Source organism: Frankia sp. BMG5.60 (assembly GCF_059428125.1).
Genome location: NZ_CM182091.1, coordinates 4775350 through 4791578 on the forward strand (window position 1 = coordinate 4775350; position 16229 = coordinate 4791578).

At 73.5% G+C, this 16229-nt stretch carries 12 protein-coding genes; 6 read left to right on the forward strand and 6 right to left on the reverse strand.

Features of this window, described 5'->3' with window-relative positions; genetic code table 11:
* Positions 1 to 25: 25 nt before the first annotated feature.
* Positions 26 to 1873, reverse strand: coding sequence for an acyl-CoA dehydrogenase (locus AC5R91_RS19665; RefSeq protein ID WP_495392798.1), 1848 nt, complete (start codon positions 1871 to 1873; stop codon positions 26 to 28).
* A 167-nt stretch (positions 1874 to 2040) separates the two neighbouring features.
* Between AC5R91_RS19665 and AC5R91_RS19670 the strand changes: the two genes are divergently transcribed.
* Positions 2041 to 5898 carry a patatin-like protein gene (locus AC5R91_RS19670; RefSeq protein WP_495392799.1) on the forward strand — a complete coding sequence of 1286 codons (3858 nt, stop codon included), beginning with the start codon at positions 2041 to 2043 and terminating at the stop codon, positions 5896 to 5898.
* 30 nt (positions 5899 to 5928) lie between these two features.
* Here AC5R91_RS19670 and AC5R91_RS19675 read toward each other — a convergent pair whose 3' ends face one another.
* Positions 5929 to 6786, reverse strand: a complete 858-nt coding sequence (locus AC5R91_RS19675) for a hypothetical protein (RefSeq protein ID WP_495392800.1) — start codon at positions 6784 to 6786, stop codon at positions 5929 to 5931.
* A gap of 594 nt (positions 6787 to 7380) precedes the next feature.
* Positions 7381 to 8043: a nitroreductase family protein gene (locus AC5R91_RS19680; protein ID WP_495392801.1), complete on the reverse strand. Its 663-nt coding sequence runs from the start codon at positions 8041 to 8043 to the stop codon at positions 7381 to 7383.
* A 91-nt stretch (positions 8044 to 8134) separates the two neighbouring features.
* Here AC5R91_RS19680 and AC5R91_RS19685 point away from each other — a divergent pair, with 91 nt between their 5' ends.
* The 4 genes from AC5R91_RS19685 to AC5R91_RS19700 all read left to right on the forward strand — a co-directional run bounded on the left by AC5R91_RS19685 (position 8135) and on the right by AC5R91_RS19700 (position 12682).
* Complete coding sequence (locus AC5R91_RS19685) at positions 8135 to 8608, forward strand: MarR family winged helix-turn-helix transcriptional regulator (RefSeq protein ID WP_495392802.1); 474 nt, start codon at positions 8135 to 8137, stop codon at positions 8606 to 8608.
* Positions 8609 to 8728: 120 nt separating this feature from the next.
* Positions 8729 to 8938, forward strand: a complete 210-nt coding sequence (locus AC5R91_RS19690; RefSeq protein ID WP_495392803.1) for an ATP-binding cassette domain-containing protein — start codon at positions 8729 to 8731, stop codon at positions 8936 to 8938.
* A gap of 1 nt (position 8939) precedes the next feature.
* The gene (locus tag AC5R91_RS19695) at positions 8940 to 9296 is read left to right on the forward strand and encodes a hypothetical protein (protein WP_495392804.1); all 357 of its coding nucleotides are present in this window, start codon (positions 8940 to 8942) and stop codon (positions 9294 to 9296) included.
* Between the two features lie 179 nt (positions 9297 to 9475).
* A complete protein-coding gene (locus AC5R91_RS19700) occupies positions 9476 to 12682 on the forward strand; it encodes an ATP-binding protein (RefSeq protein WP_495392805.1) in 3207 nt (1068 codons plus the stop codon).
* Positions 12683 to 12767: 85 nt separating this feature from the next.
* On the opposite strand, the gene AC5R91_RS19705 is transcribed toward AC5R91_RS19700, so the two are convergent.
* A complete protein-coding gene (locus AC5R91_RS19705) occupies positions 12768 to 13091 on the reverse strand; it encodes a hypothetical protein (protein ID WP_082121896.1) in 324 nt (107 codons plus the stop codon).
* Positions 13092 to 13293: 202 nt separating this feature from the next.
* Between AC5R91_RS19705 and AC5R91_RS19710 the strand changes: the two genes are divergently transcribed.
* The gene (locus AC5R91_RS19710; protein ID WP_495392806.1) at positions 13294 to 13746 is read left to right on the forward strand and encodes a hypothetical protein; all 453 of its coding nucleotides are present in this window, start codon (positions 13294 to 13296) and stop codon (positions 13744 to 13746) included.
* A 160-nt stretch (positions 13747 to 13906) separates the two neighbouring features.
* Here the strand turns inward: AC5R91_RS19710 and AC5R91_RS19715 are convergent, their stop codons facing one another.
* Positions 13907 to 14248: an STAS domain-containing protein gene (locus AC5R91_RS19715; RefSeq protein ID WP_495392807.1), complete on the reverse strand. Its 342-nt coding sequence runs from the start codon at positions 14246 to 14248 to the stop codon at positions 13907 to 13909.
* A gap of 104 nt (positions 14249 to 14352) precedes the next feature.
* Positions 14353 to 16014: a glucose-6-phosphate isomerase gene (gene pgi / locus AC5R91_RS19720; RefSeq protein WP_495392808.1), complete on the reverse strand. Its 1662-nt coding sequence runs from the start codon at positions 16012 to 16014 to the stop codon at positions 14353 to 14355.
* Positions 16015 to 16229: the final 215 nt, after the last annotated feature.

The window sequence follows — 16229 nt, forward strand, 5'->3', positions numbered from 1 at the left end:
AACCGCGACTCGTGGATCATCGAGATCAGAACGCGTCCTCCGGGAGATCCATGAGTCCGAGCTCCGTCGACTCGACCACGGCCCGGCGCGCCTTGAGCTCTGGCAGCACGTTCGCCGCGAACCAGCGGCCCGCGGCCACCTTGCCCTGGTAGAAGGCCGTGCCCTGGTGGCCGCCCCGGTCCGGGCCGGTGCCCGCCTGGTCGAGGGCGCGCTGCGCCGCCTCGGCGCCCCGCAGCAGCAGCCAGCCGATGAGCACATCACCGATGCTGAGCAGCAGGCGGGTGGAGTTCAGGCCCACCTTGTAGACCTGCCGGGCGTCGTCGGCGGCACCGGTGAGGTAGCCGACCAGCGAACCCACCATCGCCTGGACGTCGTCCAGCGCGGCCCCCAGCGCCTCCCGCTCGTACTGCAGTGCGCCGTTGCCGGCCTCCGCCTTCACGAAGGTCTGGATCTCCCCCAGCACAGCGGTCAGCGCCTGCCCGCGATCGCGAACGATCTTCCGGAAGAACAGATCCTGACCCTGGATCGAGGTGGTGCCCTCGTAGAGAGTGTCGATCTTGGCGTCCCGGATGTACTGCTCGATCGGGTAGTCCTGCAGGTAGCCGGAGCCGCCGAAGATCTGCAACGAGGTCGAGAGCAGCTCGTAGGACCGCTCGGAGCCGACCCCCTTGACGATCGGCAACAGCAGGTCGTTGATCCGGACCGCAAGTTCGTCGCTCTCGCCGCGCGCCGCCGCCTGTGCCACCCGGTCCTGGAACGTCGCGGTGTACAGCACCAGTGAACGCATGCCCTCGGCGTACGCCTTCTGCAGCATGAGCATCCGGCGGACGTCGGGATGGTTGATGATCGCCACCCGGGGCGCGGTCTTGTCGGCGGACCGGGTGAGATCGGCGCCCTGTACCCGGGTGCGGGCGAAGTCGAGCGCGTTGAGGTAGCCGGAGGACAGCGTGGCGATGGCCTTCGTGCCGACCATCATCCGGGCGTACTCGATGACCTGGAACATCTGCGCGATGCCCTCGTGCACGTCGCCGACCAGCCAGCCGACCGCCGGGGCCCGCTCGCCGAAGCTCAGCTCGCAGGTCGCGGAGACCTTCAGGCCCATCTTCTTCTCGATGTTGGTGACGTACACGCCGTTGCGCTCCCCGGGCGCTCCGGTCGCCGGATCCGGCATGAACTTCGGCACGACGAACATCGACAGGCCCTTGGTGCCCGGGCCGTGCCCTTCCGGCCGGGCGAGCACGAGGTGGAAGATGTTCTCCGGAACATCCCAGTCGCCGCTGGTGATGAACCGCTTGACGCCCTCGATGTGCCAGGTCCCGTCGGGCTGCTCGACCGCCCGGGTCCGTCCGGCGCCGACGTCGGACCCGGCGTCCGGCTCGGTGAGCACCATCGTCGCGCCCCAGTGCCGCTCGAGGGCGAAGCCGGCGAGTGTGCGCTGCCACTCGTTGCCCAGCCGGTGCAGGATCGCCGCGAAGGTCGGGCCGGCCATGTACATGAACACGGCCGGGTTCGCCCCGAGCAGCAGCTCCGCGGCAGCCCAGGCGACCGTCGGCGACGCGCCGAGCCCGCCGAGGTCCGTCGGGACGAACAGCCGCCACCACTCGCCGTCCTGGACCGTCCGGTAGGAGCGTTTGAAGGACTCGGGCAGGGTGACCGAGCCGGTGGCCGGGTCGAGCGTCGGCGGGTTGCGGTCGGCATCGGCGAACGACTCCGCGACCGGGCCGGTGGCCAGGTGCTCCAGCTCGGCGAGCACCTCGTGCGCGGTCTCGGCGTCCATCTCCTCGAACGGAGCGGTGCCGAGCGTGCGATCGACGCCGAACACCTCGAACAGGTTGAACTCGAGATCCCGCAGGTTGCTCCGGTAGTGGCCCATGAACGGCTCCTTTCCGGGAGCGCCGGGCGGCGCGCACGGCCGGGACCGGCTTGCTACTCGTGAGTACGGTGTTCCCATGCTACCCACGAGTAACCCGTTGACAAGTAGGGCGACGCGGTAGGCAGCTCCACCAACGCGCACCGACCGCGACAAGCACGGATCGGTCGATGTCCGGCACGTCTACCCTTGCCACCATGCGTGACGAGACGACCCAGGAAGTGCGGCTTGCGGTCGTCATGACCGGTGGCGCCAGCCTCGCCGTGTGGATGGGCGGAGTCGCCACCGAGATCAACCTGGCCACCAGCCCCGGGCACACTCGCGCCGACGATGCCGACGCCGCGGTCGCCGCCCGGTACGCGCGGCTCGCGGCCATCCTCGACGTCGAGCTCAGCGTGGACGTGCTCGCCGGGGCCTCCGCCGGCGGGATCAACGCGACCATGCTCGGCTTCGCGAACGCCCGTCACGGCGACCTCGCCCCGCTGCGCGAGCTGTGGCTGTCCCTGGGCTCGCTGGACACGCTCATGCGCACCCCCGACGAGAGGGCGTACCCGTCGCTGCTGCGGGGGGACGCCGCCGTACTGCCCGCCCTGCACACCGCCCTCGGCGCCGTGGCCGGGACGACCGCGCCGCAGCAATCCGCCGCCGCCCGGCCGACCTCGGTGTTCGTCACGACGACGATCCTTCGGGGCGAGGTCGCCGAACACACCGACTCCCTCGGCGGCACGATGTACGACGTCGACTACCGGGGCCTGTTCGTGTTCGGCACGCCGGACCTCACCGATCCCGCGGCAATCCCCCGTCTGGCGCTCTCCGCCCGGGCCAGCTCCGCGTTCCCTGGCGCGTTCGAGCCGGCCTATGTGCCGGTCGGTCACGCCCTCGACGACGCCCACCCGGACATGGCGCGCTTCGTCAACGCCGCCCGCTCCTTCCACGCCTCCGACGGCGGGATCCTCGTCAACCGGCCGATCGGCCCGGCGCTGGCGGCCATCTTCGACCGCCCCGCCGAACGCCAGGTCCGCCGGGTGCTGACCTACGTCGTGCCCTCCCCCCGCCCGACCTCGTCGATGCCCGACGCGCAGCCCAGTGGGCGGCAGGCCCCCGCAACGCACCAGCTCACCGGAACGCACCAGACACGGGGGCCTGGGCTGTTCCGCGGACCACGGCTGTTGCGCGGACCACGGCTGTTGCGCGGACCACGGCTGTTCCGCGGGACACAGCTGCTCCGCGGAACACAGCGCGAGCCGGGGCGGGCGACCGACGCGCCGCCGGCGCCGCCCCTGCCGTCGGTGAGCAGCACCCTGCTGGGGGCGCTGGGCGCGGCCCTGAACCAGTCGATCGGCACGGACCTCGCCGCGCTGCGCGAGCACAACGAGGCCGTCCGCGGAGCCCGGGCCGGCCGCCGGCGTCTGCTGCGGCTGGCTCCGGCGGGCTCGGCCCGGCTCGCCGACGACAGCGTCTACGACGCCTACCGACGCGCGGTGGCCGAACAGATCGCGGTGCCGGTCGTCGAGGCACTGCTGCGCGTGCTCACCGACCGCTCGGACCTGCCGCGCCCGCCGGACGCCGATGCGCTGCGCACCGACGCCGCGGGCCGTGCCCGGATGACCAACGCCGCCGTCGGCGCCGTCCTGGAGACGTTGCCCGGCCGGCTGCCGGGCGTCGGGGACCTCGACGAGCTGTGGCGGCTCGGGCAGCCCGCCCTCGACGGTGTCCGGGGCATCCTCGTCTCCATGATCAACGAGGGGTACGTGCTGTGCCCCGAGCCGGTCGAGCGGGCCCGCCTCGCCCGGCTCGCCGCCGCCGTGCACGACGCCGCCCTGCCCGCAGCCGGCGGCCCACCGCGCCCGACCGGATCCGGCCACAGAGGGGCGGGCGCGGCCGGGTCGGCAATCGCGGACGCGCGCGGGCCCGCTTCCCTCTACACCTCGTCGCCGCGGCCGGGGGTGTTCACGACGGTCAGCGAGACCCTCGCCGCGATGCCTGGGGCCCCGCTGCTCGACGTTCTCGAGGAGGCGACCCGCCGGTGGCTGCGCTCCGATCCCGTAGGGGCGGCGTCTCCAGCGGGTCCCAGCAGCCCAGCAGGTCCCAGCAGCCCAGCAGGTCCCAGCAACCCAGCGGAACCCGGCAGCCCAGCGGGTCCCGACGACCCGGCGCAGCCGGGGTCCGGGTGGGCGTCCCTCGCTCCGGTCGTCGGCGAGCTGCGCGGTGAGATCGCCGCCCTCGTCCGTCGCTGGACCCCGCCCACGCCACCCCCCGCGGGGCCCAGGATCCAGCCGGCGGGGCTCAGCGTCGGGCAGCGCCGGGCGCTCGCCGCCCGCACGCTCACCGACTTCGTCCACTACCTGCCGACGGCCGGTGCGGACGCATTGATCGCCCTGCTCGATCTGCACCTGGTCGAACGCACGACGACCGGCGGCGTGCTGGACCAGTCGGTCGAGCTCGTCCAGATCAGTGCCGACCTTCCAACCGCCCTCGACCCCGCCCGCCGCCTCGCCGAAGACAAGGTCACGGGCCTGCAACTGGGCAACTTCGGCGCCTTCGCGAAGTCCTCCTGGCGGGCCAACGACTGGATGTGGGGGCGGCTCGACGGCGCCGGCTGGCTCGTGCGCATCCTGCTCGACCCGCGCCGGCTCGTGCTGCGGCGGGACCTCGCCGTGCCCACCGGCCCCCCGGTCGACCCAGGCGGTGTTGCCGGCGAGGGGCGGGTCGCCGGCACCGCGGCGCTGGCCCGCCGGGGCTGGCTGGTCACGCTCGTCGACGACCTCGCCGAGGTCGCGGGCACCCCCGTCCCGCAGGACGCGCTCGACGAACTCGCCTTCCTCACCGATCCGGACGCGCCGGTGCCGCTCAGCCTGCCGGTCACGGCCACCTGGGTGGCCGCCGGAATTCAGCGGGACATCGCCGCCAAGGAGCTCGTCGGCCTTGCCCGGGCCGTCCGCCAGGACAACGACTCCGGCCTCGATCCGCGACCCACCGCCAACTTCCTCGCCGCCGTCGACCGCGCCCTCGCCCCCGAGCCGACCAGCACCCCGCCGGCCAGCACCCCGCCGGCCAGCACCTCCCCGGCAGGGAGCGCCGACGGGATGACGGCGGGTGCTTCCACCGGTGCGGAGGTGATCTCGCTGGCGGCGGCCGCAGCCGCCCGGGTCGCGGCCTCGCAGCGGGCCACGCCAGACCAACCGGGCCTGCCAGAGCAGCCGGGCACGCCAGACCAACCGGGCACGCCAGACCAACCGGGCACGCCAGTGCAGCGGGGCACGCCAGAGCAGCGGGCCGCGCCGGCGACGGCGACGGCGACGGCGCAGGAGCCACCACCCGCCACGCCCGCCACCTCACAGCCGTCGACCCCGCCACGGCCCTCAGCCCCGCCACGACCGCCAGGCCTCAGCGGGGTGCCGGTGGCACCGGGAATGCTCGCGCCACGAGCCGTCGACGATGTGCTGCGGGCCTGCCAGGTCCCGACGGAACGCATCACCGACCGGGCGCAGGGCCCGATCCTCGTCACCGCCCTGGTCCAGATCGTCGCGGTGGCCGCCGCCTGGATCGCCACGATGCGGGTCCTGCCGCGGCCCCTGCGACCGGCGGCGTTCGTGGTGCGCACGGCGGCGCGGCTGGCCTACGAGCTGGTCCGGGACGTGTCCCATGGCCGGCGGCGGGTGGTGATCGGACTGGGGGCGGCGCTGGTGGCTCTGGGGATCGCCGGTGGTTTGGTCAGTTCCGGCGTGGTCGGGGGACTCGGCATCCTCGTCGCCCTGCTCGGGCTGCTGATGATCGGACTGACGAGCTGGCGACGGGTGCCCGGCGGGCTGGCCGTGCTCGCCGCCGGGCTGATCGCGGTGATCGCGGCGGCGGGAGTGTTCCCGGTGCTGCACGACCGGCTGTTCGACTGGCTGGAGGACGACGCGGTTCCCTACCTCGCCGACCATCCCTGGGCGTGGGCGACCGTGTTCGGAGCGCTCGTGCTGCCCGGTGCCTGGTCGCTCGCGGAGGCCCTCACCACTCGCCGGGCCCGCCGCCGGGGCTGAGCGCCGGCCGGGTGGCTCCGCCGCGGTCGCTCAGGAGACGTCCGACCAGCTCAGCATGCCGTTCGGGTCCCGCAGGCAGGACACCGGCCGCCCGGCGGGGTCCCGCAGGACCCGGCCGACGTCCGTCGGCTGGCACGATCCGCCCTCTTCCGGCGGAGACTGGGCGGAGGACGTCGGCGGCTCGGTGGACCACCGGCCGTAGGCGGCGGACACACCACCGCCGGCGGCGGACGCACCAGCGTCGTCCGGGACGCAGTACAGCACCAGGCCGTTGACGGCCATCGCCGGGGCCTTGTTGCGGTCAGGTGCGCACGCCTCGCCGAGGAACACCGCCGACGGCTGCGGGGCCGGCACCGCCGTGGTCGCGGCAACCCCGCCGGCACCGGCACCCCCGCTGGCCGCGCCGGGGGCGGGGCTCGCCCCGGGAGCCGCCGGCGCCGCGCCCGCACCCGACCCAGCCGAGCCCGCCGTGCCCCCAGACCCAGCCGTGCCCCCAGACCCAGCCAAGCCGCCAGACCCAGCCGTGCCCCCAGACCCAGCCGAGCCCGCTGCCCCGGAGGCGCCGGACGAACCACCGCCGGCCGTGGCGCCGTCGGGCGCGGCGCTCGCCGACTCTGTGGCGCCCCTGGCGGCCGGCGGGGTCCCGGTGGGCGCGGCCGACGTGCCCTGGTCCGGTGGGAAGGGGCTGGCGGCGACCGAGGTGTCCGACCGGGCGGCGACGTCCTCACCCGTCGAGCCGGACTCCGAGCAGCCGACCAGAACCGCGAGCAGCAGGCCGCCCGTCATGGCCAGGCCGAGCCGCCCCGAGCCCGAACGGGCGGCCGGCCGGCCGTACCCCGGACGCGGGCGGGCGGACCCGTGCCGTCCCGGTGCTTGCGCACCACTCACGGCGAACCTCCCGTCGCAGGTCGGGAGCCGAGTCATACCCGGTTTCGGGCCCGGCCGACCAAGGCCCCCGGTCCAGCTTAGGTAGCCGCCTGCTCCCGTCGGGGCAACTTGCCGGGAACTGGGCCGTCCGGGCTCGTTCCCGGCGATGTGGGGACCCGTTGGGCAACGCTGCGCGTTGTCGTGGCCGCATCCACGTCACGAACGAACAACGCAAGCACCGCACCCACCAACGCCAGCGATGCGGAGACGAGAAGGACCCAACGTCGCGTGAGCGCGTCGGCCGCGCTGGAGCCCGCGTCCGGCAGCGCCAGAACGGCGCGGTGAACACGGTCAGGGCGGCGAGGAAGACCCGCCGGGCGCCGAAGCGGTCCGCGAGCCGGCCCGACGCGGGGATGACCACCGCGAGGCTGACCAGGTAGCTGGTCGCGACCGTGTCGATGGAGTCGATGCCGGTCCCCAGAACGCTGGCGATCGACGGGAGCGCCACGTCGGCACGATCGTGGTGTCCATGATCGTGACGAACGTCGTCGCCACGAAGACGACGGCGACGACCGTCCGCTGGTCGGCGGGGCGCAGCACGCGCAGCGCGGCCACCTACCCGACCGGGCCCGAGCGCGCCGAACCGACCGGCCGCGCGGCCCCGCTGGTCGTCGCGACCTGGTCCGGGACGACCGCGGCGACGGGCCGCAGCGTGCCGTCCACCGCCAGCTCGGCGGCGACCTGGTCGAGCGGGACCGCGGGCCGCGGCGGCAGCGGCGCGGCCTGGGCCTGCGTGCCGAGCTCGACCCAGCCGACCAGCTCCTCGCCGTCGGCCAGCCCGAAGGCCGCCCGGACACGCGCGCTGTCCGGCAGCGGCACCGACTTCCAGGCCGAGGCCAGGCCGAGGGCGTGGGCGGCCAGGCAGATGTTCTGCGCGGCGGCGGCGGCGGAGGCGTCCTGCTCGGCGACGGGCACCTTCGACTCGACGCGGGCCGCGACGACGGCGATGAGCGCCGGGGAGCGGGTGGCCTTGCCGGCGGCCTTGCGCACGACCGGTTCGGGCAGGGTACCGACGGCCTGTGCCGCCGCGGCGATGGCGCCCGCGAGGGTCGCCCGCGCGTCGCCGCGGACGACGACGAACCGCCATGGCCGCAGCATCTTGTGGTCGGGCGCCGTGGTGGCGGCGCTGAGGAGGACGGCGAGCTGCTCGGTCGTCGGCCCGGGCTCGACGAGGCGGGTCGCGGTGCGACGCGTCATGAGGCAGGCGAGGGCATCCACGTGGGACTCCTTCATTGACGAGGTACCCTCACTATGAGGAGCACCGTCCTAAGATAACGCCGCCACCACCGTAGACGAGGAGGGCACCCGGATGCCGCCACCGGACACCGGCGACGAGGTCGTGAACCTGCTGCTCGCCGCCGGCCACCAGGTGCGCAACGCGGTCGACGAGGCGTTGCGGGCGAGCGTCGGGCTGACCCTGCGCCGGTTCAAGGTCCTGCAGTTGCTCGCGGACAGCGGGCCCTGCCGGCTGCGCGACCTCGCCGACGCGGTCGCGGTGGCGCCCCGGACGATGACCGAGACGGTGGACGACCTGGAGTCGGACGGCCTGGTGGCGCGCCGCTCGCATCCCACCGACCGGCGTGCGGTGCTGCTGGCGCTCACCCCGGCGGGCCGGGAGGCGCTTGCCGTCGGCCGCCGACGGCGGGCGGAGACGGTGGCCGGCTTCACCCGGCATCTCACCGCGGCGCAGCGGGCCCAGCTCGTCGAGTTGCTGGCCTCCATCCCGCGGCACGTACCCGCCGCGCCCGGATCCACCACCCATTCCGGGGCAGCCCAACGGTAGACCGCGGCGACCGAGCGGTTACCGTAGAGGCGCCCCGATCGGACGATCCGCCGGGAGGCTCCCGTCACCGCCGTCGTCCAGGTAGACCGCCTGACCAAGCGATACGGGTCGCACGACGCCGTGCGGACGATCAGCTTCGCGGTTCGCGAGGGCGACGTCACCGGTTTTCTCGGCCCGAACGGCTCCGGGAAGACGACGACGCTGCGCGCCCTGTTGGGCCTGGTGGCCCCGACCTCCGGAGCGGCCCTGGTGTTCGGTCGCGCCTACCGTCACCTCGATCGGCCAGACCGGCCACCCGGCCGGGCGGGGTCACCGCAGGGTGCCCGCTGAGATGCCCGGACGACAGGCCGGCGTGGGCCTGCTGGTGCGTACCGAGCTGTTCAAGGTCGCCAGCAGTCGCTGGCAGCCGGTCGCCCTGACGGCGGTCCTGATCCTGCACGTGCCGCCGATGCTGTGGGCCGGCCAGAACGCGGCGGCGAGCTGGCACGGACTGCGGTCGCGCTCGGGGTTGTTCACCGGCTACGCCATGATGGCGTTCGGCGTCCTCGTCGTCGCGCAGGAGTACCGCCATCGGACGGCGGCCCTGACGACCGAACTCGAGACCGCCGCCCTGGCGAGTGCGGTCGGCTGGGGGGTACTTGCCCTGGTCGCCGGGCTGTTCGCGGTGGGACGGGACCTGTCCTCATGATCGAGGCACCTCGCCCACCGGCCGGCGGCCCGCGCGATCCGGACCGATCGCCGCGCCCCGCGGGCCCACCGCACGGACGGGACAGAAAAGTAGCACCGGTGTGGGACGGATCACCTCCGACGCGTCGGGTAGACGCATCCCCCACCGCGCCGGCCCGAGATCGGCCTACCATCCGGCACATGGTGCCGTGCCCGACATGCGCGGAGGACAATCCCGAGCGGGCGCGCTTCTGCTCCGGGTGTGGGAATCCCCTGCCCACCGCGGGAAGCGGGGCGCGCAAGACTGTAACGATCATGTTCGTGGACATCGCCCGGTCGACGGACATCGGCGAGAAGATCGACTCGGAACCGCTACAGCAGGTGATGTGGCGGTTCTTCACCACGGTGCGCGAAGTGATCTACAACCACGGCGGCTCGGTCGAGAAGTTCATCGGCGACGCCGTCTTCGCCGTCTTCGGCATCCCGGTGCTGCACGAGGACGACGCGCTGCGGGCCGTGCGCTCGGCGCTGGACATCCGGGCCGCCATGGAGGCGCTCAACGCCGACCTGCAGGAGAAGTGGGGTCTGCGGCTGCGGGTGCGGATCGGGATCAACACCGGTGAGGTCACCGTCGCCGGCGGCGGCGTCACCGGGGACGCGGTCAACGTCGCCGCCCGGCTGGAGAGCGCCGCGCCGCCGGACGAGATCCTCATCGGCGACACCACCCACCGGTTCATCCGTCACAGCGTCACGGTGACCCCGGTCGGCCCGCTGGTCGTGCAGGGCAAACGCGACCCGCTGCGGGTGCACCGGCTCACCGGCCTGGTCGACCCGACGGCGGGCCCGGGCAGCCGGGCGCAGATCCACGGCTTCACCGCGCCGGTGATCGGCCGCAACCGGGAGCGCCGCCGCCTGCAGGACGCGTTCGAGGCGGTCGCCGAGGAGCGCGCCTGCCACCTGTTCACCGTGCTCGGCTCGGCGGGCATCGGCAAGTCCCGGATGGTCGGCGAGTTCTGCACCTCCATGGCCACCCGGGCCACGGTGCTCACCGGCCGCTGCCTGTCCTACGGCGAGGGCATCGCCTACTGGCCCCTGATGGAGATGGTGCGTCAGGCCACCGGCCTGACCGCCGACGAGGCCGCCCCGGACGGCCGGCGCCGGCTGCGCGAGCTGCTCGACGGCGTCGGGCAGGCCGCCGAGATCGTCGAGGCGCTCGCGCCGCTGGTGGGGCTCGGTGGCGCCGAACTCGGCCCGCAGGAGAGCTTCTGGGCGGTCCGCTCGTTCTTCCAGGCTCTGGCGGCGCGCCGCCCGCTGATCCTGTGGTTCGACGACGTCCACTGGGCCGAGCCGACGCTGCTCGACCTGATCGAGAACATCGCCGACTGGTCCCGCGACGCACCGATCATGCTGCTCTGCCTGGCCCGCCAGGAGCTGCTGGAGGACCGGCGGGACTGGGGCGGCGGCAAGTTCAACGCCACCTCGATGCTGCTCGCCCCGCTGACGGAGGCCCGCTGCCAGCGCCTGATCCGCAGCCTCATGGGCTCCGACGACCTCGACCCGGCGCTGGTCACCCGGATCACCACCTCGGCCGCCGGCAACCCGTTGTTCGTCGAGCAGATGGTCGCCGCCCTCGTCGACGACGGGCTGCTGCGGCGCGAGGGCAGCCGCTGGATCGCCACCGGCAGCCTGCGCAACGTGACGGTGCCGCCGACGATCTCCTCGCTGCTCGCCGCCCGGCTCGACCGCCTCGACCCGCCCGAGCGCAGCGTGCTGGAACGCGCCGCCGTCGTCGGGGAGCGCTTCTACCTCGACGCCGTCATCGACCTGTCCGATCCGGCCGAGCGGTCGATGGTCGCCGTGCACTGCCTGAACCTGGTCCGCAAGGAGCTGGTCCACCCCGACCGCTCGGACCTGCCGGGCGTCCAGGCCTTCCGGTTCCTGCACGTGCTGCTGCGCGACTGCGCCTACGAGGCCACCTCGAAGCAGCGCCGGGCCGATCTGCACCAGCAGTTCGCCCACTGGCTGCAGGCCCGTCTCGTCGGCGGCCCGGGCGAGCACGACGAGCTCGTCGGCTACCACCTGGAGCAGGCGTTCCGCAATCGGGTGGAGATCGGCCAGCGCGACGCGGAGACCGTCGAGCTGGGCCGCTCCGCGGCGACCTGCCTCATCGAGGCCGCCGACCGGGTGCGCCAGGGCGACGAGACGGGCGCCGCCCAGCTCCTCAAGCGGGCCATCACCCTGCTGCCCGAGACCGACCCGCTGCGGCTGCGCGCCGAGATCGACCTCGGCTGGGCGCTGTACTCGTTCGGCCGGTTCTCCGACGCCGAACGCATCCTTCGCCAGGTCACCGAGCGGGCCCGGCGCGCCGGTGAGGATGGGCTGCGGGCGCACGCCAGGCTCGCCCACCTGCGGGTGCTGTTCTCCACCGACCCGGAGGGCCTGGTCGCCACCACCCTGACCGAGGCCGCCGCGTCGCTGGCCAACTTCGTCCGCTCCGGCGACGACGTCGGCGCGGCACTGGCCTGCCGCAGCCAGGCCAACGCCTACCTGGCCGCCGGCCAGTTCGCCGCGGCCGAGCGGGCGATGGAGAACGCCGTGCGCCACGCCGAGGAGTCCGGTGTGCCGCGGGCGGCGCAGTCACTGCGCCGCGAACTCACGCTGCTGATGAGCTGGGGGCCGCGGCCGGTCGCGAGCGGCCTGGCACGCGCCGGCGAGGCCCTCGACGCGGCCGGGGACGACCGGGCCCTGCGCCGCGCGCTGCTCGCCCAACTCGCCGTCCTCACCGCGATGTCGGGCGACCTGGAGGGTGCGCGCATCCACCTCAAGGCCGCCGAGGAGATCGTCCACGACCTGCGGGCCCCGCGGGCCGATCCGTTCCACGGCGGGTTCATCGTCGCGCGGGTGGCCCTGCTCGCCGACGAGCTGACGGTCGCCGAGCGGGAGCTGCGCCGCAGTTGCCGGGCCCTGTCCCGGATGGGGGAGCGGGCGCTGCTGGCCAACCGCGCCGCGGCGCTGGCCGACGTGCTGGTGCGCCTCGGCAAGGTCGACGACGCCGGCAAGTACGTGACCCGCTGCCGGGACGCCGCCGCGGCCGACCAGCTACCCGCCCAGGCCGGCTGGTGCGGGGTGCACGCCAGGCTGCTGTCCCTGCGCGGGCGCGACGCGGAGGCGCTGCGCTTCGCCGACACCGCCGTCGACCTCGCCGGACGCACCGACGACGTCGACGGGCAGGGCCACGCGCTGCTGTCGCGGGCGGAGGTGCTCTACCGGGCCGGGCGCAAGGACGACGCCGCGGAGAGCATGGAGGCCGGCATCACCCGGTACCTGCACCGCGGCAACATCGCGGCGGCGAATCTCGGGCGCAGGCTGTTCGAGACCCTCGACCGGCCGTCGTCGCTGTCCGGCTGAGCTCACCACCGCCGCCTGCGTCCGCCACCGGCCCTGCGTCTGCCACCGGGCCTGCGTCTGCCACCGGGCCTGGGCCCCCGGGCCGTCAGCGCAGCAGGCCGCGCAGCCGGGCCTGTTCCTGCAGCCAGTGCAGCTCCTGGGCCCACAGCCGCAGCCGCTCGACCGCGGCGAGCTGCCGGGCAAGCGCCTCGGCGACCGCCGGCCGGCTCAGCGCCTCGACCCCGGACGGCGACCACTGCCAGTCGGCCTCTTCCTCGCAGGCCCGCCGGTAGGCGGCGCGGCGCAGGACGATCTCGGCGAGGGCGTAGTCGACCTGCTCGGTGAGCAGGTGAAGCCGCGCCAACAGGTCCGCATCACCGACCCCGGGACGGCCGCTGTAGGCGGGCAACGGTACGGGCCGCACAGACATGTTGTTTGAAGCGTACGAGCGAACCGCCCCCGGGAACAGTACCGGGGGTGGACAGATCGGTGACCTTCCACCCCACCCCGGGGGATACCCGGGTCGGGTGAGATGGCCGCCCGGATGTGAGCAACCGGGATCGGAGGGAAGGCATACGGTACGGCGCCGGCGGCGTCGATCGGATCCGTAAGTCCGGCCTGGGGGTCTTTCGGTGAGTCTCACACCACCCGTCCTGCTGATGGTGCTTGGATTTCCGCTTCTCGTCATGGCTGGAATGCTGATGATGGGTGGGATCGAGAAAAAGCTGATCGGTTCGCGCAGCATGCTGTCCCGGGTGGCCGAGGAGGCCGCCGCCGCGGCCGGGTCCGCGGGTGACACCGAGAACCCCGCCGGTCGCGGGCTCCCGCCACATCCGGCACTTATGGGCCCCTTCCGGACAGACGACGTCCCGACCGCTCCACTCCGCTTCACGCTACGGACAGTGATGTCGGACGACGGCACCCGCGCTCCGCGGAACACCACGGCGCCCGGCCTGGCGTCTGCCCTGGCGCCCAGCATGGCGGCCGCGGTGGCGAGCTCCGCCGCGGTCTCGGCCGCCCACACCCACCCGCTGGACCGCCCCCAGCCGGCTCCCGCCGCGAGCTCCCCACCGCTGGCGGGCTGACGGCGGCAGTAGCCGGCCGGGGCGCGGGCGCCGTCTTCCGTTCCGGAACGGAAGACGGCGCCCGGCCAAGCCAGGTCCAGCCAAGCCAGGTCCAGCCAAGCCAGGTCCAGCCAAGCCAGGTCCAGCCAAGTCCGGTCCAGCCAAGTCCGGCCCGGCCCGGTCAGCGTCGGCGAACGCCCTCGCCGACGCGAAGGCGACCGTCGAGGCCGGTCTCGTGCAACAGGGCGACGAACGCCGGGGTCGGCGAGGAAATCCGCAGCTCGCAGTGCACGCGGCGGAGCAGCAGATCGGCCCGGAGCAGGGCGGCGAGCCCCGGGATGTCGATCGAGCGCAGGCCCGCGACGTCCACCGTCACCGTTCCCCCGCCCCGGCCCAGCAGCTCGCCGATCTGCTCCCGGAACCGCAGCCGGCCGGCGGTGTCGAGCTCACCGACAAGCTCGATGACCACGTCCTCGCCCGACCGCCGCACGGACATGGTCAGGGCTCCGGCGTCGACCCGCATGCTGCCCGCCCCCCCGAAGTCCTCGTCACCGTGCGGGGCCGCCCCCCCGAACTGTTTACGGAGAGTAACATGAGGAGGTCGGCTGGGCGCCCGTCCGGCGGCTCTCAGGCGCCGCGCAGGCGCCTGATCAACGCGTTCGTCGAGCTGTCGTGGCGCGGCTGCGAGTCCGGGGCCGTCAGCTCCGGCACGATCCGCCCGGCGAGCACCTTGCCGAGTTCGACGCCCCACTGATCGAAGCTGTTGATGCCCCAGACGGTCCCCTGGGTGAACACCTTGTGCTCGTACAACGCGATGAGCTGCCCGAGCACGAACGGGGTCAGCTTCGGGGCGAGCAGGGTGTTGGTCGGCCGGTTACCCGGGAACGTCCGGTGCGGGACGAGTTCCGGTGCGACCCCCTCCGCCGCCACCTCCTCGGCGGTCTTGCCGAAGGCGAGGGCCTCGGTCTGCGCGAGGAAGTTGGCCAGCAGCAGCGCGTGCTGGTCCGGCCCGTCCGCCGGTCCCACGCCGGGGTGATTCGGCTGGGCGAAGCCGAGGAAATCGGCCGGGACGATCGTCGTCCCCTGGTGCAGGAGCTGGTAGTAGGCGTGCTGGCCGTTCGTCCCCGGCGTTCCCCAGACGACCGGGCCGGTCTGTGCCCCCACCGGCCGGCCGGCGAGATCGACGCTCTTGCCGTTGCTCTCCATGTCGAGCTGCTGGAGATAGGCGGGAAAGCGGTCGAGGTACTGGCTGTACGGCAGCACGGCGTGCGCGGTGAATCCGTGGAAGTCGCGATACCACACGCCGATCAGCCCGAGCAGCACGGGCAGGTTCCGCTCGAACGGCGCGGTCCGGAAGTGCGTGTCCATCGCGGCGAACCCGGCCAGGAACTCGCGGAAGGCCGCCGGCCCGATCGCGATCATCACGGACAGTCCGATCGCCGAGCCGACCGAGTAACGGCCGCCCACCCAGTCCCAGAACTCGAACATGTTCTCGGTGTCGATGCCGAACTCCGCAACCTTCTCGGCATTCGTCGAGACCGCGACGAAATGCCGGGAAACCGCGTCCTCACCGAGGGCCGCCGTCAGCCAGGAACGGGCGGCCCGCGCGTTGGCGAGCGTCTCCAGGGTGGTGAACGTCTTCGACGCGACGATGAACAGGGTCCGCGCCGGGTCGAGGTCGACCGTCGCCTCCCAGACGTCGGTCGGGTCGACGTTGGAGACGAACCGGACCGCGATCCCGCGGTCGGAGTAGTCGCGCAGCGCGTCGTACGCCATGGCCGGGCCCAGATCGGAGCCGCCGATGCCGATGTTGACGACGGTGGTGATCCGCTCGCCGGTCGCCCCGCGCCACTCCCCCGAACGCACCGTCTCCGCGAACGCGGACATCCGGTCGAGCACCCGGTGCACCTCGGGCACCACGTCCACGCCGTCGACCTCGATGCGGGTCCCCGCCGGGGCCCGCAGCGCCACGTGCAGCACCGGCCGGTTCTCGGTGACGTTGATCCGCTCGCCGCGGAACATGGCCTCGATGCGCTCGGCGAGGCGGGCCCGCCGGGCGAGCGCCACGAGCAGCTCGACGGTGCGCGCCGTCAGCCGGTTCTTGGAGTAGTCGAGATAGAGGCCGTCCGTTTCGGCGGTGAACGCCTCACCCCGGGTGGGATCGGCGTCGAACAGACCCCGCAGCGACACCTCGGACATCTCGCGCAGATGCGCCCTCAGCGCCGTCCATTCCTCCGTCGCGGTGATGTCGGGCGGAGCCGCCAGGGCGGCGGACTCGGTTGTCGACATGACGTGGACGCCCTTCCTCGCAGGTTCAACACGTTGCCGCCACAACCACCATCGGTGCCCGTGGCACATCATCCGGACTCCTGCCCGTCATCCCGACACCTGTTGCATCATCCGGACCGTGGCGGCGCCGACACTCGTCGACCCCAGCAGCATGCACATGTCGCCGATCCGACGTCGCAGGGCGCCCCCGGACGGGCGGCGGAATGGGAAGGTCG

Bases quoted from the DNA above. Each gene is read 5' to 3' on its own strand.
- AC5R91_RS19665 (WP_495392798.1), bottom strand. From the start codon at position 1,873: ATGGGCCACTACCGGAGCAACCTGCGGGATCTCGAGTTCAACCTGTTC.
- AC5R91_RS19670 (WP_495392799.1), top strand. From the start codon at position 2,041: ATGTCCGGCACGTCTACCCTTGCCACCATGCGTGACGAGACGACCCAG.
- AC5R91_RS19685 (WP_495392802.1), top strand. From the start codon at position 8,135: ATGCCGCCACCGGACACCGGCGACGAGGTCGTGAACCTGCTGCTCGCC.
- AC5R91_RS19695 (WP_495392804.1), top strand. From the start codon at position 8,940: ATGCCCGGACGACAGGCCGGCGTGGGCCTGCTGGTGCGTACCGAGCTG.
- AC5R91_RS19700 (WP_495392805.1), top strand. From the start codon at position 9,476: ATGGTGCCGTGCCCGACATGCGCGGAGGACAATCCCGAGCGGGCGCGC.
- AC5R91_RS19705 (WP_082121896.1), bottom strand. From the start codon at position 13,091: ATGTCTGTGCGGCCCGTACCGTTGCCCGCCTACAGCGGCCGTCCCGGG.
- AC5R91_RS19715 (WP_495392807.1), bottom strand. From the start codon at position 14,248: ATGCGGGTCGACGCCGGAGCCCTGACCATGTCCGTGCGGCGGTCGGGC.
- pgi (WP_495392808.1), bottom strand. From the start codon at position 16,014: ATGTCGACAACCGAGTCCGCCGCCCTGGCGGCTCCGCCCGACATCACC.